This is a genomic window from Larkinella ripae, from assembly GCF_054780775.1.
Genome location: NZ_BAAGVR010000024.1, coordinates 99,690 through 119,480 on the forward strand (window position 1 = coordinate 99,690; position 19,791 = coordinate 119,480).

The following is a 19,791-nucleotide window of genomic DNA, read 5'->3' on the forward strand; positions in this document are numbered from 1 at the left end:
TTTACCTCATTCACCGCCAAATCAGAAAAAACGAACTAACCAACGAATCCATGAAGCATAAAATTATCAGTTTCAGCGTCGCGCTTTTCTGGTCCCTTTCCGTTTTCGCGCAGCAGCACTCCGAACAAAACCACTCAAAATACGTCTGGCCGAAAGACAGTCTGGTAAAGAAAAAGCTCGATCAATGGCAGGAGGTAAAATTTGGCTTGCTGATGCACTGGGGCACCTACAGCCAGTGGGGCGTGGTCGAATCGTGGTCGTTGTGCCCGGAAGACGAAGGCTGGACGGTGCGCCGGGGGCCGTACGCCAACGACTGGTTTGGCTACAAAAAAGCCTACGAAAACCTGCAAACCACGTTCAATCCAACCCGCTTCAACCCGGAACGCTGGGCCCAGGCGGCCAAAAACGCCGGGATGAAATACATGATTTTTACGACCAAGCACCACGACGGTTTTTGCATGTTCGATTCCAAACAAACCGACTACAAAATCACCGGAGCTAAATCGCCGTTTGCGTCGAATCCGCGCAGCAACGTCACCAAAGAAATTCTGGGCGCCTTTCGGAATCAGAACTTTATGGTCGGAACCTACTTTTCGAAACCCGACTGGAACGTGGATTCGTACTGGTGGCCGTATTTCCCGCCGAAAGACCGCAACGTAACGTATGATCCTAAAAAATACCCCGAACTCTGGAAGAAATTCAGCGATTTTACCTACAACCAGATTCAGGAATTGATGACTGACTACGGGAAAGTGGACATTCTGTGGCTGGATGGCGGCTGGGTGCGCCCGGCCAGTACAATTGACTCGACCATTAGCTGGCAGCGCACGATTCCGTACAGTCAGGACATTGACATGGCGCGCATTGCGGGCATGGGACGGCAAAAGCAACCCGGTTTGCTCGTCGTTGACCGGACGGTTTCGGGAGAATTTGAAAATTACGTGACACCCGAGCAGCAGATTCCGGATCATTACATGCCGATTCCGTGGGAAACCTGCCTGACCATGGGCGATAGCTGGTCTTACATCCCGAAAGAAAACTTCAAACCGGCCCGCAAACTGGTGCAGACCCTGGTCGATATTGTGGCCAAAAACGGCAATCTGCTGCTGAACATCGCGCCCGGTCCCGACGGCGAATGGCACGAAGAGGCCTATACGCGCCTGAACGAAATTGGGGCCTGGATGCAGGTCAACGGCGAATCGGTTTACGGCACCAAACCTCTGGCGCCCTACCGGCAGGCTCAGTGGGCTTTCACAACCAACGGGAAAGCGTCGTATGCTTCGTATCTGCCCACCGAAACCGAAACCGTGTTGCCTGCCACCGTTACGCTGCCCATCGCGCCGACGCAGGCCCGGGCAACGCTGACCATCCTGGGCACCAAACAGGCCCTGAAATGGAAAAAAGCGGGGAATGGCGTGGAAGTAACGGTTCCGGAAAAAGTCCGGCAGCAACTGGCCGGCAAACCGGCCTGGGTCTTCAAATTAAGCTAATCGAACGTGGCGTTATTTCTTTTTTTATGAAAAACCGGCTTTTGCTCAGTACTCTTTATTTTCTCTTATTGTGTCTGACAAGTCGGGCGCAGCAGGTTCACCATTTTACCCAGGGCCTGTCCATTGGCCCCTGTCACCAGTACGGACGCGAGGCTTTGTACACCGATCAGCTGGCGTATCATCTGTACCGGGGTGCTTTGAAAAAACCGGCGGAAGGGCAAGGACTGACCGACAGCAGCGCCGATTCGCTGCGCTGGCAGGCGGTAAAACCCGATCAGCAGGGCAAATTTCGGGGGCGGTCCTTCAACAATGGGTATCTGTATTTAACCTACACCGCCGACCGCGCGCAGGTGGCTTTACTGCACGCAACGGGGCATAACATGGGGTATGTCAACGGTGCTCCGCATGCCGGTGATCCGTATGCGCTGGGCTGGCTGTCCATTCCGGTCGCGCTGAAAAAAGGGCTCAACGAAATTTATCTCCGTACTTCACAATTCTCCCGGTTTCAGGGCCTGACAGCCAAACTGATTTTTCCGGAAAAACCGGTTTGGCTGCAAACCGACGATCCGACTTTGCCAAGTGTGGTCATTGGGCGTCAATCCGAACCGTTATGGGGAGCCGTCGTCCTGATGAACACGACGAATAAAGCCTTGACCGGCTTGAAACTGAAAAGCCGGTTGTCTGGCAAAGAGCTGACGACGGACCTGCCTGCGGTTCCGGCGATGGCGACGCGGAAGGTGGGTTTTCGAATGGATGCGTCGGGCGTTACGAAAAAAGACGACGGGAAAGTGACGCTTAGTCTGCTGCAATCCGGCAAATCGGTTGACGAGAAAGAACTCAGCCTGAGCGTAGCCGCGCCGGGCGAACACTACAGCCAGACGTTTATCAGCGCCATCGACGGCAGCGTGCAATATTTCGGCGTGGCTCCGCAAGATAAACCGGACGGCAAAGCCCCCGCCCTGTTTCTGTCGGTGCACGGCGCGGGCGTCGAAGCCATCGGACAGGTCCGCGCCTATCAACCGAAAGACTGGGGCGTTCTGGTGGCGCCCACCAACCGCCGGCCGCGCGGTTTTAACTGGGAAGACTGGGGGCGTCTGGATGCGCTGGAAGTGTTTAATCTGGCAAAAAAGCAGTTTCAGCCCGATCCGCAGCGGATTTACCTGACCGGTCATTCGATGGGTGGCCACGGCACCTGGTACCTGGGGGCCACATTTCCCGGAAACTGGGCCGCCATTGCGCCCTGTGCGGGTTATCCGACCCTGGCCGGTTACGGATCGCACGATGGCAAAATTCCGGAAGAAGGCGGGAATGAGATGGAAAAAATGTTGCTGCGTTCGAGCAATCCGAGCAATGTGCTCAGGCTGGCTTCCAACTACAAACCGCTGGGGGTGTACATTCTGCACGGCGACGCCGACCGCACGGTTTCGGTAGAATACGCCCGCCAGATGCGGAAATTGCTCGGCACGTTTCATCCGGATTTCACGCATTACGAATACCCCGGCGGTTCGCACTGGTACGGAAACGAAAGCGTCGACTGGAACCCGCTTTTCGATTATTTTAAGTGGCACAAACTGGCCGCCGACAGCGCCGTCAACACCATCGACTTCACCACGGCCAACCCCGCCATTTCCTCGTCCATGCGCTGGGTATCCCTTGAGCAGCAGGAACGGCCGCTGGAATACAGCCGGGTGCAGTTGAAGCGGGATAAGAAGGCCAAAACGATTACCGGAAAAACCGACAACCTCCACCTGCTGGCGTTGAATCTGGCGGATTTTGCGCCGGGCGAAACCGTGACCATTACGCTGGACAGCCTGAACGCCATTCAGTATCCGGTTAAAAACACGGCCGAAAAGCTGTTTCTGGTCAAAAATGGACAGTGGGAAATTGGCGGGAAACCGGCGGCCCAGCAGAAGGGCGCGCACCGAAATGGTACGTTCAAAGAGCCGTTTAATCACCGGATGGTTTTCGTGTACGGAACCGCTGGCACGGCGGCCGAAAACGAATGGGCTTACAACAAGGCCCGCTACGACGCCGAAACCTGGTATTACCGGGGCAACGGTGCCGTGGATGTCGTTGCGGATAAAGCCTTCAGCCCGGCGCAATTCGCCGATCGGGGGGTGGTGTTGTTTGGAAACGCCACAACCAACCGCGCCTGGGCCGGTTTACTGGCGAATTGCCCGATTCAGGTCAGCCGGGGGCAGTTGACGGTTGGCACCGAGCGGTACACCGGCGAGGACATCAGCGCTTATTTTGCGTGGCCGCGCCCGGATAGCCCGACTGCGTCGGTGGCCGTCATTACCGGAACCGGGCTGGTGGGCCTGAAAGCCGCCGAAGCGAATCAGTATTTTGCCGCCGGAAGCGGTTTTCCGGACTTTATGATTTTCGGCCTGGAGATGGCGAAAGACGGCATCAAGGGCGTTCGCAAAGCCGGTTTTTTCGACAACAACTGGAAACTGGAAAACCGGGAAGTGGTCGGGCAGGTTAAGATTGATTGAAGATTTCTTTAATTCCGATCCGAAAACCGCTGATCACTTCGGATTCCAGAAAACCGTCTTTTAGTTTCTGAGCCAGTTCGAACACGTTTCCGTTGAGTAAATACTGTTCGACGGTTTCGTGTTCGACGTCCACAACCCAGTATTCCTGCACACCGTGCAGGGCGTAGTCGGTCATTTTGATGCCGTAATCCCGTTCTTTAGTGCTTTCTGAAAGAATTTCAACCACAAAATCGGGCGGAGGGAAAGCCGATTGTTTTTGCTCGAACTGATCCGCTTTTTCTTTTTTCCAAAAGCAAATGTCCGGTTCGTAGTCATTGCGGGTCATGCGAACCATTACTTTTTCGTAACCGATCTTGCCTAATCGCTTATCATAGACGTAGGGAAGTAACCAGCGTGAAAGATTACTGGAAGCCATCCAGTGCCGCCCGTATACCGGTGAATGATAAATGATTTCGCCCAGAATAAATTCGGCTTTTTGGCCTTCGTCTACATTGGCCCAGAACTGGTGACGACGACGCTGTTCTTCCTGCCAGGCGGTTTCCAGTTCGTCGAGCAATTCACGTAAGTTGGGCGCTTTCAGAAAGTCGTCAATCGTTATCATCCGTGGTTAGGGTGCTTTCTTACAAATATAAGAAGATTTCTCCGGGGCTGTGACAATCCGGTTTTGACGTTTTATTTTTGCGCGCAAGGTTATAAGCCGCCGGTTTTTCTCTTTACCTAAAAAAGAAACCCTCCACCATGAAACTATTTCGCTTTGGCTCGCCGGACAATGAGCGCCCCGGTGTTATGCTGCCTTCGGGTGCCAGTCTGGATGTATCGGCTTTCGGACACGATTACGACGAAGCCTTTTTTACCAATAATGGGCCGGAAAAACTGGCTGAATGGTTAAAAACCAACGAATCGAGTTGCCCCGCCGTGTCCGGTAATGTCCGGCGGGCGTCCTGTGTCAAACGCCCTTCCAAAATTGTATGTGTGGGTCTGAACTACGCCAAACATGCGGCCGAGACCAACGCGCCGGTTCCGGCCGAACCCATTCTGTTCTTTAAATCGACGACGGCGCTGGTCGGTCCCGACGATGATGTCGTGATCCCCAAAAGATCCGAAAAAACCGACTGGGAAGTGGAACTAGCCATCGTAATTGGCAAAAAAGCCACGTACGTTTCCAAGGAAGAAGCCTTCGATTACATTGCCGGCTATGCCGTCCACAACGACTACAGCGAGCGGGCGTTTCAGCTCGAACGCGGGGGGCAGTGGGTCAAAGGCAAAAGTGCCGACACCTTCGCTCCGCTGGGACCGTTCATGGTGACCAAAGACGAGGTGCCCAACCCGAACAAACTGGGACTCTGGCTGCGCGTCAACGGCGAACCGTTGCAGGATTCCAACACCGACGACATGATTTTCGACGTGCCGACGCTGGTCAGTTACATCAGCCAGTTCATGACGCTGCTGCCCGGCGATGTAATCTCGACCGGTACGCCCTCCGGCGTGGGCATGGGCCTCAAACCGCAGCGTTTTCTCAAACCCGGCGATGTGGTCGAACTCGGCATCGAGGGACTGGGCACGCAGAAGCAAACGGCCGTTGCGTACAGTTAAGGGTTATGAGTTATGAGTTTTAACAGCGCTGAATTTTATGGAGCGTAAGGAAGTATCATTCAAGGTAAAGCATTTGCGTTTGGAGTGCGGACAGTGAATCTTTACAAATGGTTAATTGACACTAAAGTCCCTTACAAAATTGCTGAACAACTTTTGAGAAGTGGTAGCTCCATCGGCGCAAACGTTGAAGAAGCAGCGGGCGGGTATAGTCGAAAAGATTTTGCCGCCAAAATGGGTATTGCTTCCAAAGAAGCTCGTGAAACACGGTATTGGCTTCGATTACTTCAGGCTACTAATTACCTGAATGAACGGTTGGCAACTTCAATGTTAGACGATTGTGAAGCATTACTCAAAATCTTAAGCTCAATCTTACTCACTGCTCAGGAAAACAGTGGCCTGGTCCGCGAGGACGATCCCGGGTATTTAACTCTTAACTCCTAACTAATGATCGACGCGCACCAGCATTTCTGGTTCTACAACCCGGAACGGGACAGTTGGATTACGGAGGACATGCAACGGATTCGGCGGGATTTTCTGCCGGCCGATCTGGAACCGGTTTTGCGGCAAAACGGCATCGACGGCTGCGTGGCTGTGCAGGCCGATCAGTCGGAAGCGGAGACGAGTTTTCTGTTGCAGCTGGCCGAAGCCTACGGTTTTATCAGGGGGGTGGTGGGCTGGGTCGATCTGCGGTCTGACAAACTCTACGACCGGCTGGAATATTTCTCGCAGTATGAGGAACTGAAAGGATTCCGGCACGTCGTACAGGCCGAACCGGAAGACTTTATGACGCGCCCGGAGTTCATTCGCGGGGTGCGGCAACTGGCGGCTTTTGATTTTACGTACGACATTCTGATTTACCCGAATCAGCTGAAAGCCGCGCTTCATCTGGTGCGGACGGTTCCGGAGGTGCCGTTCATCATTGACCACCTCGCCAAGCCGTACATCAAGGATCAGAAGATCAACACCTGGTCAAATTACATGGCTGAAATTGCCAAGCAGCCGCAGGTCTACTGCAAGGTGTCGGGCATGGTGACGGAAGCCGACTGGCAAACCTGGAAACCGGACGATTTTCGGCCGTATCTGGATGTCGTTTTTGAGCATTTCGGTATCGACCGACTGGTTTTTGGTTCCGACTGGCCGGTGTGTCTGGTGGCGGCCGAATACGATCAGATGAAAGCCATTCTCGAAGAATACGTAAAACCGTGGGGCGAAACCGGGCGGCAAAAGGTGTTTGGCGACAATGCCGTGAAATTTTATAAGTTGTGAGTTCCCACGGGCGGTTGTCCGTGGACGTTGGTTTACCGTAATTTTTTACTTCTTAAACACGGACTACGGTCTGTGGGTACCTGTATGAACCTGAACCTGAGAGAAAAAGTCATTATTGTTACGGGGGGCGCCAAAGGCATCGGCGAAGGCATCTCGACCGTCCTGGCCGCCGAGGGGGCGATTCCGGTCATTGTGGGGCGCAACGAAGCGGACAACCTGAAAACCGTAGAAGCTCTGGCGGCCATTGGGTCGCCCGCCTTCCAGATCGCGGCCGAACTTACCAAACCGGAAGACTGTAAAAACGCTGTAGACCAGACGCTGGCCCGGTACGGGCGCATCGACGGTCTGGTGAATAACGCGGGCGTCAACGACGGCGTTGGGCTGGAAAAAGGGGATTATGAGCGGTTTATGCAGTCGCTGCACAAGAACATGATTCATTACTACCTGATGGCCCACCATGCCTTGCCCGCTCTGAAAGCCTCCAAAGGCGCGATTGTCAACATCACGTCTAAAACCGCCGAAACCGGGCAGGGAAACACCTCGGCATACGCGGCCGCAAACGGGGGGCGCAATGCCCTGACGCGCGAGTGGGCGGTGGAATTGCTGCCCTTCAGCATTCGCGTCAACGCCGTGGTGGTGGCGGAATCGTGGACGCCCCTGTACGAAAACTGGATCAAAACCTTCGACAATCCGCAGGAGAAACTGGACAGCATCGTCTCGAAAATACCGTTGGAAAAACGGATGACCACGCCGGAAGAAATTGCCAACATGGTGGTCTTTCTGCTGTCCGACAAATCCAGCCACACGACGGGGCAGTTGATTTACATCGATGGCGGCTACGTGCACCTGGACCGGGCGCTGACCTAGTGTGAATGATCGGGCCGCCGTCGCGGTGATTGAGTCAACAAAACCGTATAACTCCCTATACCCATCCATGGCATCTGTTCCTTCTTCTACCGCAGCCCAGACTTCCGGCTCGACGCGCAACTATACCGTGGCGTTTGCGCTGGTGACGAGCCTGTTCTTTCTGTGGGCCTTTGTCCATAACCTGGAACCGATTCTGATTCCGCACCTGAAAAAAGCCTGTCAGCTGACGGATTTGCAGTCGGCGCTGATCGACTCGGCGGTGTATCTGGGCTACTTCCTGATGGCGCTTCCGGCGGGTTATGTGATGAAAAAATACGGTTACCAGCGGGGCATCATTGCGGGCCTGATCATGTACGCAGCGGGCGCGTTTCTGTTTGTGCCGGCCGCTGACACGCGGATGTACGGTTTTTTCCTGGGGGCTTTGTTCATCATCGCGTCGGGGTGTGCGTTTCTGGAAACCGCGGCCAATCCGTACGTTACCATTCTGGGGGACCCGGCCACGGCCACGACCCGGCTCAACTTCAGTCAGTCGTTCAATGGCCTGGGGGCGTTTCTGGCTCCGGTGGTGGGCGGACGGGTCATTCTGAGCGGGATCGAACACTCGGATGCCGAGCTGGCCGCCATGTCGTCGGAACAACTCAATACGTATCTGCAGTACGAAGCCGATCAGGTCAAATTGCCGTACGTCATCATCGGCGTGGTGGTGATTGCCGTGGCGGCCTTGTTTATGTTCACCAGGTTGCCCGACATCAGCGAAAGCGAGAAGAAAGCGCCCTCGACGCTGGTTTCCGTGTGGCGGCACCGGCATTTGCGCTGGGGCGTGATCGCCCAGTTTTTCTACGTCGGCGCGCAGGTGTGCGTCACCAGTTTTTTCATCCGGTTTGCCAAATTTTCCAGCGATGTGCCGGAAAAAACCGCTGCCGAATGGCTGGGCTGGGCCATGCTGGGCTTTTTGATCGGCCGGTTTATCGGAACGTACCTGACGCGCTTTATCGCGGCCAACCGCCTGTTGACAATCTACTCGCTGATCAGTGCCGTTTTGCTGGCCATCGCCATGACGATGCAGTCCCAGGTTGCGGTTTGGGCCATTTTTGCGGTTCCATTTTTTGAATCGATCATGTTTGCCACCATCTTTTCGCTGGGCATCAACCGGCTGGAAGAAGACACCGAACTGGGTTCGTCGTTACTCGTGATGGCCATTGCCGGGGGCGCCTTATTTCCCGTTCTGATGGGCTACATCTCCGACCAGAGCAACATCAAAATCGCTTACATCGTCCCCCTGCTGTGCTTCCTGGTCGTTGCGTATTACGGCTGGAAAGGGTATCAGCCGGAAAACAAAACGATGCGCTATGAATGATGAACGATGACGTAAAGTCAGAATTCCGTAATTCATCGTTCATCATTCACCATTCATCATTCCCTTTATGCGTTACTGCTTTGCGCTTGATCTCGTGGACGATCCGGTGAAAATTGCCGAATACGAGAAATACCACGAAAAACTTCGGCCCGAAATCGACGAAAGCATCCGGTCGGCGGGCATTACGGAAATGGAAATTTACCGCATCGGAAACCGGCTGTTCATGATCATGGAAACCGACGAGACGTTTTCGTTTGAGCGGAAAACCGCCATGGACGCCGAAAACCCGCAGGTGCAGGAATGGGAGAATTTGATGTGGACCTACCAGCAGGCCCTGCCGATGGCCAAACCGGGCGAAAAATGGCTGCGGCTAACTAACATTTTTAAACTTTAAAGATCGGAATGCGAGCCAATCGGTAAGGAATGGGATTTGTGCGTATTTTTGGCAAGAATCAACTCTGCGGAATTATGCGTAACGTTCTGGCGCTTGTTGTGCTGCTCATTGGAATTTTTCAGGAAACGAAAGCTCAGTCAACCCTCACGGTTTTAACCTATAACATTCACCACGGCACCAACGAGAAGGAGCACAACACCATCGTGCAGATTGGCCGGTTAATCCGGGAATACAAACCGGATCTGGTGGCCCTGCAGGAGGTGGACAGCGTGACCACCCGCAGCCGGAAACAGGACCACCTGAGCCAATTGGCAAGGCTGACCTCGATGAATCCGCTGTACGGGAAAGCCATCGATTTTCAGGGCGGTAAGTACGGGACAGCTATCTTATCGAAGTATCCTATCATTGCCAGCCAAAAGATGATGTTGCCCAATCCGGACCGAACCGAGCAGCGGATTTTGCAGTGCGCGTACGTGGAGTTGCCCAACGAGAAGACCATCCGGTTTTGCAACGCCCACCTCGACCACCAATCCCCGCTGAACCGGAATCTGCAGCTGGCGTTTGTGAATACGACGCTGGAAAACAGCATTCAGCCCGTGATCTGGTGTGGTGATCTGAACACCGACCCCGACGACCCGGACATTGAGAAATTGATGGGCCAGTGGTCGGATGCCGGCCGGGATTCGCGGACGCCCACGCTGGTGGGTTCCGGAGCCCGGATCGACTACATTCTGAGCCTGAAAAAAAGCGAGCTGGAACTGGTTCGGTACCGGGTTCTGAATGTGCCGAAGTACTCGGATCATTTGCCGGTTTTGGCAACGTATCGTTTCCGAAAACCCAAAAAATAAAGGGCGTTGTGTGGTGGAAGTAGCTGAAAATTTTGTTACTACTTCAGACGCATTAACGTCCGCAGAAAACGGCTCACTACGCATGAAAGTCGCACTTTTTCTACCGTGCTACGTCGATCAGTTCTACCCGAAAGTTGGCATTGCAACCCTGCAATTGCTGGAAAAACTGGGGTGCACGGTTACGTATCCGCTTAACCAGACCTGCTGTGGCCAGCCGATGGCCAACTCCGGTTTTGAGCACATGGCGCAGGATTGTAACGAATTGTTTGTCAATAATTTTGGTGATAACTACGACGCCATTGTCTGTCCCTCAGGTAGTTGCGCCCTGCACATCAAACACCACCTGCATTCGGAGAAACGCGAAAATGACGCGGCCCAAATCCGTAGCCACATTTACGAGTTGACGGAATTTCTGACGGACATCCTGAAAGTGGACCATCTGTCGGCCCGGTTTCCGCACAAAGTCGGTTTGCACCAGAGTTGCCACGGGCAGCGCGGTTTGCACCTGTCGCAGATGTCGGAACTGGTGGCGGCTCCGTTTTCCAAACCGGAACAGCTCTTGCACATGGTCGATGAGCTGGAGTTGATCAACCTTGACCGGAAAGACGAATGCTGCGGTTTTGGCGGAACGTTCTGCGTGTTTGAAGAAGCGGTTTCGGCCCGGATGGGCGTCGATCGCGTGGAAGACCACGTCCGGAACGGGGCTGAGGTGCTGACCGGGGGTGATATGTCGTGCCTGATGCATCTGGAAGGCATTGTCCGGCGGCAGAAATTGCCGGTAAAAGTGATGCACATTGCCGAAATTCTGAATCAGGAGTAGCCGTTTGCTCAAAAGTTATACAGTTTTCTTGACAAGATGTAAAATTTGCTTTACATTTGGTCAAGAAAATTTGATATGACGATGAAAACACACTGGTTATTTCCGCATTCGTACCGGCTAATGGGCTGGCTTGTATTTATTCCGGCTGCGATTTTGGGCATGGCCGCCCGGTACGCTGAGTTTGGCTTTGAATGGCTGAGCTTCTCCTGGAAGGCCCCGACGCCGGATGCCGATTTGGGCCGTCGATTGATCTGGTGGATTACGGGCGGAGGAAGTTTGCTGGTTGATAATTACAATTTGATTAATTTAACCGATGAGGCTGCCGCCATTGGCATTATTATCGGTTTGTTGTTGATCGCTTTTTCCAAGGAAAAAGTGGAGGACGAGATGATCAGTCGGTTGCGGTTGGAATCCCTGCAATGGGCGGTTTATATTAATTATATGGTTCTTGGGGCGCTGATTCTGATCGTTCACGGCGGCCTGTTTCTGGAAGTGATGATGTACAATATGTTTACGGTTTTGATTGTCTTCATCATCCGGTTTCGGCTGGCCATTCGCCGGAATGAACGAACGGTTTTGATGGCTTTATGAAAAACCGGATCAAAGTGGCGCGGGCCGAGCGCGATCTGTCGCAGGCCGACCTGGCCGAACGGATTGGCGTGAGTCGGCAAACGATCAATTCCATTGAAACGGGTCGGTATGTGCCTTCCACGATTCTGGCGCTGAAGCTGGCGCTGGTGTTTGAAAAAAACGTGGAGGAAATTTTTCAACTGGAGGAAACCGACTGAATGAGCCCAGAAGCAAGGAATTGATCGGCATTTTAATGTGTTTATACAGAAGAGACAGCCCAGAATTAAACCCGAAAGCAGTCAAGTCGCCACTATATGATGAATCATTCGCAGGCCGCCGAAGAATTTACCCACGACGTTGACCGGACCACCTGGCACGACAAAACGCTGTGGTTTGTGCGCGAGAAACGTGACAAGGCGGTTTTTCAGATCCCGGAATGGGAAGCCTTGCGCGAAACCGCATCGCGGATCAAACACAATGCCTTGTCCAACCTGGACGAATACCTGCTGGAGTTTGAGCAGAATGCCATCAAAAACGGGGTAAAAGTGCACTGGGCTGCCGACGACAAAGAGCACAACACGATTGTGCTGCAAATTCTGCGGGAAACCGGGGCCAGCCAGATGGTGAAAAGCAAGTCGATGCTGACGGAGGAATGCCACCTGAACGATTTTCTGGCCGAGCAGGGCGTCGATGTGGTGGATACGGATTTGGGTGAGCGCGTGGTGCAGCTCGCCAACGAAGCGCCCAGCCACATTGTGATGCCGTGTATTCACAAGAAAAAAGAAGAAATCGGTGAGTTATTCCACGAGCATCTGGGTACCGAAAAAGGCGCTTCCGATCCGAAATACCTGGCCGAAGCCGCCCGCCAGCACCTGCGCGAAAAATTCCTGACGCGCCGGGCCGCGCTTACGGGCGTCAACTTTGCCGTGGCCGAAACCGGCGGTTTTGTGGTCTGCACCAACGAAGGAAACGCCGACATGGGCGCGCACCTGGCCGATGTGCACATTGCCAGCATGGGCATCGAGAAAATCATTCCGAAAGCCAGCCACCTCGGTGTTTTTTTGCGGCTTCTGGCGCGCAGTGCCACCGGACAGCCCATCACGACCTATTCGAGCCATTTCCACCGGCCGCGTTCGGGCCAGACGATGCACATTATTATCGTCGATAACGGCCGGACCACGCAACTGGGCCGACCGGATTTCCGGAATTCGCTCAAATGCATCCGCTGCGGAGCCTGCATGAACACCTGCCCGGTATACCGCCGGAGCGGGGGGCACAGCTACCACAACGCCGTGGCCGGTCCGATTGGCTCCATTCTGGCGCCGAACCTTGACATGCGGAAAAACGCCGACTTGCCGTTTGCTTCCACGCTTTGCGGTTCCTGCTCGAACGTCTGTCCGGTCAAAATCGATATTCACGACCAGCTTTACAAATGGCGGCAGGTTCTGGCGTCTGAAGGGTACGTAGACAGCAGTAAAAAGCAGGGCATGAAGCTGATGGCGAGCGTGTTATCAAATCCGAAACTGTTCCGGTTTTCCGGAAAAACCGGTCGGACGATGATGCGGTTTGTGCCGTTTTCGGTTTCCAATCCGCTCAATCCCTGGTATAAACAACGCGAAATGCCCGAACCGCCCAAGGAAAGCTTCCGCGAGTGGTATGTAAAAAAAAGAAACAATGACTAATCAACAATGAACAATCAGTGCCGAACAACAGCGGTAACAGGCCAATGGGTTGTTTAGTATTGATTGTTTATTGTTCAGAAAATGAACAGTCGCGAACGTATTCTTGCCGCCGTCCGTCAGAATAAACCGGATTTTCAGGCTCTACCCGAAACAACCACTTTTCAGTCGGATTACCCGGATCTGCTTGCCAAATTTTCGGAGATCCTCCGCTTCATCGGCGGAACGCCGGTGGTTGTGACCAACTACGAAGAAGCGGAAAAATACATCCGCCAGACGTACAGTGACTTACCGATTGTGGTCAGTAAGGTTCCGGCTTTGCATCACCTCGCCACGGCCGAATCGGAGGTGAATGATCCGCACCAGTTGGAAACCGTCGATCTGGCCATCATTCAGGGGGTGTTCGGCGTGGCCGAGAATTCGGCCATCTGGGTGCCGGAAGAGCGGGGTGGGCAGCGGGTTCTACCGTTTATCTGCCAGCATCTGGTATTGGTCATCAATACCTCGGATCTGGTGGCCAACATGCACGATGCGTACGAACGACTGACGGTGGGCGAAGCCGGTTTTGGTGTTTTTATCGCTGGACCTTCGAAAACGGCTGATATTGAGCAGGCTTTGGTGATTGGTGCCCACGGTGCCCGGAGCCTTTCAGTCGTATTAGTACAAAATTCGTAACCAAATAATGAAAAGCCGTGTTCTAAAAAGCGTATATTGGCCAAAAACGCGCAGTAACGTGGCAATCATTTATCTGGATACCTGCACTCTTCGGGCCTGGCGCGATGGCGACGAGTTTTCGTTATCAGAACATGCCAACAACCGAAAAATCTGGGACCGTGTCCGGGATTTTTTTCCGCACCCCTACACCGTACGCGATGCCAGCTCCTGGATCCGGATGAACCGGTCGTATCAACAACCGGTCAATCTGGCGATCGACATTGGGGGCCGGGCGGTCGGTAATGTCGGGTTTACGATCAAAGAAGATATTTACCGCCATAATGCCGAGATTGGCTATTGGCTGGGTGAGTCGCACTGGGGGCAGGGAATCATGACGGACGTTTTGCCCGCGATGGTGAACTACATTTTCACGAATTTTCAGGTCAATCGCCTGTTTGGCTGCGTGCTCGAGGGAAACATTGTGTCCATGCGGGTGTTGAAGCAGGCGGGTTTTCGGGCCGAAGCCGTTCTGAAAAAAGCTGCCATCAAGAATAATCAATACCTCGACGAACACATCTTCGCCCTGCTTCGCGAAGAGTTTGTGACTCAGCAGGGGCGTGTTTCCCTGGCCGAAAAGCAATAGGGTTCTTCAGAAAGTTGTTTCTTTGCACTCATGCCAAAAATTGTCATTGCCATCGACGGCTTTTCCAGTTGCGGAAAAAGTACGACGGCCAAGCAGGTTGCCGCCCGGATGGGCTATGCCTACATTGATACCGGTGCCATGTACCGGGCGGTCAGTTTGTATTTTATTCAGAACCATGTTGCGCTGACGAATCCCAAAGCGGTTCAGGACGCGCTGGACGGTATTCACGTAACTTTCAATTTTAACCTCAAAACCGGTCGGAACGAAACCTGTCTCAACGGCCTGAATGTGGAGGAGGAAATCCGTAAAATGTACATCTCCAACATTGTGAGTGAGGTCAGTGCCATTCCGGAAGTACGCTATGCGATGGTGGCACAACAGCAGCGGATGGGGCGCCGGAGGGGGGTTGTTATGGACGGGCGCGATATCGGAACCAAGGTATTTCCAGACGCAGAATTGAAAATATTCATGACCGCCGACCCGGTTATCCGGGCGCAGCGCCGGCAGATCGAGTTGCTGCAAAAGGGCGAAATGGTGGGGCTCGATGTTATCCTTGAAAACCTTAAAAAACGGGATTTTATTGATAGCAACCGCAGCGAAGGGCCACTTCGCAAGGCCGACGATGCCATTGATCTGGATACGTCCTACATTACCCTCGATGAGCAGATCGAATGGGTGGTTCAGCTGGCCGACGAAAAAATTTCCAAATTACACCGCAAAGGCCATTTCAGACCCATCGATGCATGACCGCCGATTACTTGATTATCGGACAGGGAATTGCGGGTTCGGTGCTGGCCTGGACCCTGCACCAGCGCGGTGAAAAAGTGGTTCTTGTCAATGCGTCCCAGCGGCCGTCGGCTTCGCTGGCGGCTGCCGGAATCTTTAATCCGCTGACCGGTAAAAAACTCGTCCGGACCTGGAAGGCCAATGAACTCTTTCCGTTTCTAAAGGAATTTTACCAGCAGGCTGGGCAGGATCTCGGCAGGCGGTTTTTGCATTTTTCCTCGATATATCGGCCTTATCGTTCCATCGAAGAGCAGAATACCTACCTGGCCCAGACCGCTGATTCGGCCATCAGTTCCTACGTGGCGGAATCGGTCGATCATCAGCACTACCGGCCTTACATCCACAATCCTTACGGCGGACTCGAAGTGACCGGGGCGGGCTGGGTCGATGTACCGGTTTTTTTAGCGGCCATTCGATCATTTTTTCAGCATCGAAACCAGTACGTCGAAGCTGATTTTGCGTACGAGCAGCTGGAAGTCAAGGCGGAAGGCATTCAGTGGCAGGGAAACACGTACCGGAAGTTGATTTGCTGCGAAGGTCCGCACGCCCGGCAGAATCCGTATTTTGACTGGTTGCCCTATAATCCCGTGAAAGGGCAGATTCTGGATGTCGAAATAGACAATTATCCCATCACTCAGATCGTTAATCAAGGGATCTTCATCCTGCCCGTTGCCGCAAATCTTTACCGGGTTGGGGCCACCTACACCTGGCACGACCTCGACTGGCAAACAACTGAAGATGGAAAAGCGTTTTTAGAACAGAAATTAAACGGCTTGCTGAAAGCGCCCTACCGGGTAATCGGCCAGCGGGTTGGGATTCGGCCAGCCACCAAAGACCGGCGGCCTTTGATCGGTTTGCACCCGGCTTATCCGGCGGTTGGGATTTTCAACGGATTGGGTACCAAGGGCGTATCGCTGGCTCCATTTTTCGCCGGCCAGTTTGCCGACTTTCTGAAAGGTCGGAAAGAATTAGACCCGGAGGTGAATATTGAGCGTACCTTTTCGTTATATTACAGTGGAAAAAAAGTGGATTGAGGTTCAACGGCCAGCATTCACCACAGCGACTGCCGTTAGACCGAAATCAGATCTATAAAGTTGCGTTTTTATGAGTAATCGATTTATACTGTACATTGCCGGAATGTTGCTGGTCCTGAACGGAGCGATGGCGCAGAACTATCCTTCGCAGGAGCAGTTTGGCCGAAACCGCATTCAATACCGCAAGTTCGATTGGAAGGTAATCAAGACCTCCAATTTTGAAATTTACTTTTACCAGGAAGGGAACCAGATTGCGAATCTGACGGCGCAATACGCTGAAACCGATTTTGACCGGATCACCGAAATTCTGGGCTACACCCCGTATAACCGCATCAAGGTTTTTATCTACAATTCTCCGCAGGAGCTGGCCCAAAGCAACATTGGCCTGAGTGCGCCCAGCGGAACGAATTACAAAGAACTTAGTCTGGCCAAGTCGCGGCTGGAACTGGCTTTCACGGGCGATCAGATTAGTTTCCGCAAACAATTGATCCGGGAAGTGTCGCTGCTGTTTGTGTACGATATGTTGTACGGCGGCAGTTTGAAAGACGCCCTGCAAAGTTCGCTTTTGCTGTCGCTGCCCGAATGGTATATGCCCGGCATTGCCTCCTACATTTCGGAAGGCTGGAGCATGGAAATGGACGATTATCTGCGCGATGTGGCCTTGACGCGTCCCGTGCGAAAACCGTCGATGCTGGTGGGCGAAGAAGCCCGGTACGTAGGTCATTCCATCTGGAATTACATTGCCGAACGCTACGGAAAAGACAATATTTCCAATATCCTGAACCTAACGCGGATCATTCGAAACGAGCAGAACAGCATTGCCAGTACGCTGGGGGTTCCGTATTCCCGGTTTTTGCGGGAATGGCGCGAATACTACGCGTCGATGGCAAAACCGGTGGTTGATGCCTACAAACCGGGTGACGATACGTTTCAGCTGACGGTTTCGACGCTGAAAGAACCGGCCCAGCTTACCAGCCTGAAGCTGAGTCCGGATCAAAGCCATTACGCCTACGGAACGGTTTGGCGGGGGAAATTTGAAGTAACCCTGGTCAACACGCAGACGCAGAAAAAGCAGGTAATCCAAAAAGGTGGCTATAAACAGGATGAGTCGCCGGTCAGGCAGGCTACTCCGCTGGTCACGTTTCAACGCGATAACCTGTTGGTGTTGACCGAAGAGCGGGGACAAATTTATTTATATATATATAGTGAGCTGGATAAAAAACCGAAGCTCAAGCAGCGGATAATCGTCCGCGGTGTTGGTCAGGTGGTCGATATGGACGCTTCCGATGACGGGGCAAGCGTGGTGTTCAGCGCCGATCGGCGGGGGCAGAACGATTTGTACCTGTTTAGTATTGGCCGGGGAACCGCTCAGCAGATTACGAACGATCTTTACGACGATCTGTATCCGCAGTTTGTGGGTCGGACGCGCCAGATCGTGTTTTCTTCCAATCGTCATATCGATTCACTGGGTACCGATAAAGGAACGTATAAAACCATTCGCAACCAGCTTAGCCTGTTTCTGCACGATGGAACACCGCGCGCCGAAGCCGTAACCCGGCTGACGGACTCGCTGAACACCGCCACGCGTCCGGTGGCCTCGAGCGAGAACACGGTTTATTTCCTCGACGACGCAACAGGCGTCCGGAACCTGGCCCGGCTGGACCTTGAAAACAAAACCAAGGAATTTGTGACCGGTTTAAGCCAGAACATTCGTCGCTACGATCTGAATCCTACGTCGGGGGCCATGGTGTACAGCCAGTTGAAAAACGGGGGTGAGGTCATTGGATTTCGGTCGAGGCTGAACCTGAGCCAGACGCTGCAATTACCACTCACCCGCCGGGCGACCATCCTGGAAGTGCCAAAAGCCGAAGTGGCCAGCAAACAGACGAGCCCGGCGGCCAATGCAGCAGCTCCGGGAAAAACCGCCGATTCGACCGCGGCTACTTCGGCTCTGCGGCTGGCACCCGGCGAAGTCGATACTGACAATTACCAGTTCGACAGCGACATTGCCAAATCCATTGAATACCGGCAACGGCGGAGTGCAAGCACATCGGCTTCCGTATCCATTCCGCGGACCCGCCGACGGGAAAACGTGACGATTCGCGGACCTTTCAAATACCAGGGCTTATTTGTTGCCAGCGATGCCAGCTCCGACTGGCGGATCGATCCCATCCGGGGATTTGGGTATTTCCAGTCCCTGACCATGAATGACCTGCTGGAGAACCACATCATTCGGGCCGGTTTGTTCATCACCACCAACCTGCGGAACAGCGACCTGTTTACCGAATACCACAAGCTGGTCAACCGAATCGATTACAGCGCCCGTTTCGACCGGAAAACCATTTTTTCCGATGGCGGACAATACCAGAAATACCGGTTTAATAAAGTAACCCTGTCGGCTTCTTATCCCGTTTCGGTCAATAGCCGGTTTACCGTTGCGCCGTTTTACGTGGTTACCCGGTACCTCGATTTATTGCAACCCGGCGGAAGTTCGTCCGATTACACCGGTGCGCGCGCGGAATACGTTTTCGACAACACCAGTCTGAACGGGATGAACATGATTGAAGGAACCCGCTTCAAGCTGAAGTATGAAAATTATGTCGGTCTGACCGAGCGGGTCGAAGGCGGGGTTCGCCGGGGCGCGGGTAGTTTCGACCGCATCACCCTTGATCTGCGCCATTATCAGCGGATCCACCGCGATTTTGTGCTGGCCGTCCGCTTATCGGGCAGTCATTCGGCGGGTCGGGCTCCCAAGAAAAGCACCCTGGGGGGCATGGAAAACTGGATCGGTATTTCGGAAGGCATCAAAGATCCCAAAGCAAACAATCCGCTGGCGATGCCGGTCGATCGTGATAACCGGGATGTCTTCTTTCTGGATCTGGCCGCTCCTCTGCGCGGTTTCAAGCTGGGCAAGCTGACCGGAACCAGCCATATGCTGGCCAATGCCGAATTCCGCCTGCCGGTAATCCGGTATTTACACCGGGGACCGGTTACGTCGAACTTCCTGCGCAACTTCCAGCTGGTGGCCTTCAGTGATATTGGCACGGCCTGGGCGGGCAAAGGACCTTTCAGCCGCCAGAACAGCCTGAACACGGAAGTGGTGGGCGGGGCCGGTGATCCTTTTCAGGCGACAGTTACCAATTTCAAAAATCCTTTCCTGATCGGTTACGGGGCCGGTGCCCGAACGATGCTCTTTGGCTATTATGTTAAATTCGATTATGCCTGGGGTATCGAGAACGATGTAGTCGGAAAACCAATTGCCTATCTGACCTTGGGGTACGATTTCTGATCCTCT

Annotated in this window: 19 protein-coding genes; 18 read left to right on the plus strand and 1 reads right to left on the minus strand. The window is 53.6% G+C overall.

The annotated features are described in order from the left end of the window. The first annotated feature begins 50 nt into the window (after nt 1–50). Together ACYVHX_RS19055 and ACYVHX_RS19060 are read left to right on the plus strand one after the other, a co-directional pair. A complete protein-coding gene (locus ACYVHX_RS19055; RefSeq protein WP_460673272.1) occupies nt 51–1,490 on the plus strand; it encodes an alpha-L-fucosidase in 1,440 nt (479 codons plus the stop codon). A gap of 26 nt (nt 1,491–1,516) precedes the next feature. Further along, a complete protein-coding gene (locus ACYVHX_RS19060; protein ID WP_460673273.1) occupies nt 1,517–3,985 on the plus strand; it encodes a carboxylesterase family protein in 2,469 nt (822 codons plus the stop codon). Here ACYVHX_RS19060 and ACYVHX_RS19065 read toward each other — a convergent pair. Then, nucleotides 3,972–4,586: a Uma2 family endonuclease gene (locus ACYVHX_RS19065; protein ID WP_460673274.1), complete on the minus strand. Its 615-nt coding sequence runs from the start codon at nt 4,584–4,586 to the stop codon at nt 3,972–3,974. The genes ACYVHX_RS19060 and ACYVHX_RS19065 overlap by 14 nt on opposite strands. A 137-nt stretch (nt 4,587–4,723) precedes the next feature. Between ACYVHX_RS19065 and ACYVHX_RS19070 the strand changes: the two genes are divergently transcribed. From ACYVHX_RS19070 to ACYVHX_RS19145, 16 genes are all read left to right on the plus strand, one after another. Continuing rightward, the gene (locus ACYVHX_RS19070) at nt 4,724–5,578 is read left to right on the plus strand and encodes a fumarylacetoacetate hydrolase family protein (protein WP_460673275.1); all 855 of its coding nucleotides are present in this window, start codon (nt 4,724–4,726) and stop codon (nt 5,576–5,578) included. Between the two features lie 57 nt (nt 5,579–5,635). After that, nucleotides 5,636–6,019 (plus strand): four helix bundle protein, encoded by a 384-nt coding sequence (locus ACYVHX_RS19075; RefSeq protein WP_460673450.1) that lies wholly within the window; start codon nt 5,636–5,638, stop codon nt 6,017–6,019. A 3-nt stretch (nt 6,020–6,022) separates the two neighbouring features. Next, complete coding sequence (locus ACYVHX_RS19080; RefSeq protein WP_460673276.1) at nt 6,023–6,844, plus strand: amidohydrolase family protein; 822 nt, start codon at nt 6,023–6,025, stop codon at nt 6,842–6,844. Between the two features lie 84 nt (nt 6,845–6,928). Next, entirely contained in the window at nt 6,929–7,711 is a 783-nt protein-coding gene (locus tag ACYVHX_RS19085) for an L-fucose dehydrogenase (RefSeq protein ID WP_460673277.1), read from the plus strand. A gap of 67 nt (nt 7,712–7,778) precedes the next feature. Next, complete coding sequence (gene fucP / locus ACYVHX_RS19090; RefSeq protein ID WP_460673278.1) at nt 7,779–9,068, plus strand: L-fucose:H+ symporter permease; 1,290 nt, start codon at nt 7,779–7,781, stop codon at nt 9,066–9,068. A 67-nt stretch (nt 9,069–9,135) separates the two neighbouring features. Beyond that, entirely contained in the window at nt 9,136–9,462 is a 327-nt protein-coding gene (locus ACYVHX_RS19095; RefSeq protein WP_460673279.1) for an L-rhamnose mutarotase, read from the plus strand. Nucleotides 9,463–9,536: 74 nt separating this feature from the next. Continuing rightward, on the plus strand, nt 9,537–10,310 hold the full coding sequence (locus tag ACYVHX_RS19100) for an endonuclease/exonuclease/phosphatase family protein (RefSeq protein ID WP_460673280.1): 774 nt from the start codon (nt 9,537–9,539) through the stop codon (nt 10,308–10,310). Between the two features lie 82 nt (nt 10,311–10,392). Beyond that, nucleotides 10,393–11,130 carry a (Fe-S)-binding protein gene (locus ACYVHX_RS19105; protein ID WP_460673281.1) on the plus strand — a complete coding sequence of 246 codons (738 nt, stop codon included), beginning with the start codon at nt 10,393–10,395 and terminating at the stop codon, nt 11,128–11,130. A gap of 81 nt (nt 11,131–11,211) precedes the next feature. Continuing rightward, nucleotides 11,212–11,721, plus strand: a complete 510-nt coding sequence (locus tag ACYVHX_RS19110) for a hypothetical protein (protein WP_460673282.1) — start codon at nt 11,212–11,214, stop codon at nt 11,719–11,721. Then, entirely contained in the window at nt 11,718–11,918 is a 201-nt protein-coding gene (locus tag ACYVHX_RS19115) for a helix-turn-helix transcriptional regulator (protein ID WP_460673283.1), read from the plus strand. The genes ACYVHX_RS19110 and ACYVHX_RS19115 overlap by 4 nt, the downstream gene beginning before the upstream one ends. 99 nt (nt 11,919–12,017) lie before the next feature. Then, the gene (locus ACYVHX_RS19120; protein WP_460673451.1) at nt 12,018–13,382 is read left to right on the plus strand and encodes a lactate utilization protein B; all 1,365 of its coding nucleotides are present in this window, start codon (nt 12,018–12,020) and stop codon (nt 13,380–13,382) included. Between the two features lie 81 nt (nt 13,383–13,463). After that, nucleotides 13,464–14,054, plus strand: a complete 591-nt coding sequence (locus ACYVHX_RS19125; protein WP_460673284.1) for a LutC/YkgG family protein — start codon at nt 13,464–13,466, stop codon at nt 14,052–14,054. A gap of 58 nt (nt 14,055–14,112) precedes the next feature. After that, entirely contained in the window at nt 14,113–14,676 is a 564-nt protein-coding gene (locus ACYVHX_RS19130; RefSeq protein WP_460673285.1) for a GNAT family N-acetyltransferase, read from the plus strand. Nucleotides 14,677–14,706: 30 nt separating this feature from the next. Beyond that, nucleotides 14,707–15,423 carry a (d)CMP kinase gene (gene cmk, locus ACYVHX_RS19135; RefSeq protein WP_460673286.1) on the plus strand — a complete coding sequence of 239 codons (717 nt, stop codon included), beginning with the start codon at nt 14,707–14,709 and terminating at the stop codon, nt 15,421–15,423. Continuing rightward, entirely contained in the window at nt 15,420–16,496 is a 1,077-nt protein-coding gene (locus ACYVHX_RS19140; protein WP_460673287.1) for an NAD(P)/FAD-dependent oxidoreductase, read from the plus strand. The genes cmk and ACYVHX_RS19140 overlap by 4 nt, the downstream gene beginning before the upstream one ends. 70 nt (nt 16,497–16,566) lie before the next feature. Beyond that, the gene (locus ACYVHX_RS19145; protein WP_460673288.1) at nt 16,567–19,785 is read left to right on the plus strand and encodes a hypothetical protein; all 3,219 of its coding nucleotides are present in this window, start codon (nt 16,567–16,569) and stop codon (nt 19,783–19,785) included. The last annotated feature ends 6 nt before the right edge of the window (nt 19,786–19,791 follow it).

Excerpts from the sequence above, each read along its gene's own strand:
- cmk (WP_460673286.1), top strand. The coding sequence starts at position 14,707 with ATGCCAAAAATTGTCATTGCCATCGACGGCTTTTCCAGTTGCGGAAAA.
- ACYVHX_RS19060 (WP_460673273.1), top strand. The coding sequence starts at position 1,517 with ATGAAAAACCGGCTTTTGCTCAGTACTCTTTATTTTCTCTTATTGTGT.
- ACYVHX_RS19080 (WP_460673276.1), top strand. The coding sequence starts at position 6,023 with ATGATCGACGCGCACCAGCATTTCTGGTTCTACAACCCGGAACGGGAC.
- ACYVHX_RS19085 (WP_460673277.1), top strand. The coding sequence starts at position 6,929 with ATGAACCTGAACCTGAGAGAAAAAGTCATTATTGTTACGGGGGGCGCC.
- ACYVHX_RS19140 (WP_460673287.1), top strand. The coding sequence starts at position 15,420 with ATGACCGCCGATTACTTGATTATCGGACAGGGAATTGCGGGTTCGGTG.
- ACYVHX_RS19105 (WP_460673281.1), top strand. The coding sequence starts at position 10,393 with ATGAAAGTCGCACTTTTTCTACCGTGCTACGTCGATCAGTTCTACCCG.
- ACYVHX_RS19125 (WP_460673284.1), top strand. The coding sequence starts at position 13,464 with ATGAACAGTCGCGAACGTATTCTTGCCGCCGTCCGTCAGAATAAACCG.
- ACYVHX_RS19100 (WP_460673280.1), top strand. The coding sequence starts at position 9,537 with ATGCGTAACGTTCTGGCGCTTGTTGTGCTGCTCATTGGAATTTTTCAG.
- ACYVHX_RS19095 (WP_460673279.1), top strand. The coding sequence starts at position 9,136 with ATGCGTTACTGCTTTGCGCTTGATCTCGTGGACGATCCGGTGAAAATT.
- ACYVHX_RS19120 (WP_460673451.1), top strand. The coding sequence starts at position 12,018 with ATGAATCATTCGCAGGCCGCCGAAGAATTTACCCACGACGTTGACCGG.
- ACYVHX_RS19115 (WP_460673283.1), top strand. The coding sequence starts at position 11,718 with ATGAAAAACCGGATCAAAGTGGCGCGGGCCGAGCGCGATCTGTCGCAG.
- fucP (WP_460673278.1), top strand. The coding sequence starts at position 7,779 with ATGGCATCTGTTCCTTCTTCTACCGCAGCCCAGACTTCCGGCTCGACG.
- ACYVHX_RS19065 (WP_460673274.1), bottom strand. The coding sequence starts at position 4,586 with ATGATAACGATTGACGACTTTCTGAAAGCGCCCAACTTACGTGAATTG.
- ACYVHX_RS19145 (WP_460673288.1), top strand. The coding sequence starts at position 16,567 with ATGAGTAATCGATTTATACTGTACATTGCCGGAATGTTGCTGGTCCTG.
- ACYVHX_RS19070 (WP_460673275.1), top strand. The coding sequence starts at position 4,724 with ATGAAACTATTTCGCTTTGGCTCGCCGGACAATGAGCGCCCCGGTGTT.
- ACYVHX_RS19055 (WP_460673272.1), top strand. The coding sequence starts at position 51 with ATGAAGCATAAAATTATCAGTTTCAGCGTCGCGCTTTTCTGGTCCCTT.
- ACYVHX_RS19110 (WP_460673282.1), top strand. The coding sequence starts at position 11,212 with ATGAAAACACACTGGTTATTTCCGCATTCGTACCGGCTAATGGGCTGG.